The sequence below is a fragment of the Vibrio sp. OPT46 genome (assembly GCF_015163535.1).
In the GTDB taxonomy this organism is placed as follows: Bacteria; Pseudomonadota; Gammaproteobacteria; order Enterobacterales; family Vibrionaceae; genus Vibrio; species Vibrio alginolyticus.
This window is the reverse complement of sequence record NZ_JADDYG010000359.1, coordinates 26,752-28,002: the sequence shown is the minus strand read 5'-3', so window position 1 is coordinate 28,002 and position 1,251 is coordinate 26,752. Positions and strand designations below refer to the sequence as shown.

The 1,251-nt window shown below is 50.0% G+C and carries 1 protein-coding gene; it reads left to right on the top strand.

All coding sequences use genetic code 11. From position 1 onward, the window contains the following. Window positions 1-1,171 (top strand): IucA/IucC family C-terminal-domain containing protein (locus tag IQR33_RS33295; RefSeq protein ID WP_322631776.1); only part of this gene is annotated, 1,171 nt, incomplete at its 5' end. Window positions 1,172-1,251: the final 80 nt, after the last annotated feature.

Sequence of the window (1,251 nt, the reverse complement as noted above, 5' to 3'; positions counted from 1 at the left end):
AACCATGGAGCAAGTTGGGCTTCCTGCTGATTTTGCACTGAGCCACGCACTGTTCCCTGCGCATCCGCTCACCCTGCGATCTTTAGAAGCCTTACCCGAAGGTATGATAGAAGCGCCTTTAACGTATCTAGACGTGACGCCGACGCTTTCCGTTCGTACGGTGGTCGTCAACGACGCACCGCACATTCACATCAAAGTTCCGCTGATCATGCGATCGCTAGGCACGAAAAACATTCGCTTAATCAAGCCTTCAACACTGTATGACGGCCACTGGTTTGAACGCCTACTCAGCCACCTTGAACAAACGGACGCAGACTTAAACAGTCGCTTGTTCCATTGCAACGAAAAACACGGTGGACACGTCGGCGAGGATAAAACCTTCGCGTACATCGTACGTGAGTACCCACTTATTCATTGCGAAGACAAAGCGCTAGTTCCGGTTGCCGCACTGGCAAGCCCAATGCCTGACGACCGCTTGTTCTTAGAACACTTGGCAGAGCAGTACTATCAACAAGATACGCTGGCGTGGTTCAAAGATTACGTCGACCTATTATGCCAAGTACACCTTACCTTGTGGCTTCGTTATGGCATTGCATTGGAGTCCAACCAGCAAAACGCCATCATTGCATTTGATCAACAGGGCAAAATGACGCTCGCGATGAAAGACAACGACGCAGCGCGAATTTGGCCAGAGCGCTTCCACTTTGCAACAGAGCATGCTGCCCAAAAACACGGCGCAAAACTACTTCCAGTGGATTGCGATGAACTGCTCGATCAACGCATCAAAGTCGACAATGAATTGGCGCTCGGTCAGATGTTTACCACCATCACATTACAACTGGATATCGCAGCGATTGTAGAAGCCATGGCAGCGAAGGGCATTGCCTCTTCAGCATCGCTTTACGCCATCGTGGCCAAAAGCATTTCAGAACAACTCAACCGATTAGAAGGCGAAGGGTTAGAGACGAAACTGGCACGCGAGTTACTGCAAGAGGCGCCTGATTTGTACGCCAAGTACTTGTTGAGCTCTGGCAGTTTGCTCTCGAAAGAAGCCTCCGGCGCGAGCGACATCAATAAGTTCTATGGTTTGTCGGCCCCGAACTTCTTACTGCTTTCTAGCGAAGAAGCGCAACGCGCCTACATAGAAGCCATCAAAAAAAGCGTACGTTAACGATTATGACCAAACTCATCTACAGTGTGTTGTTGTGCCACTTTATCGCTGCGTTTGCCGCGTTAGGTATGCCGCTATTT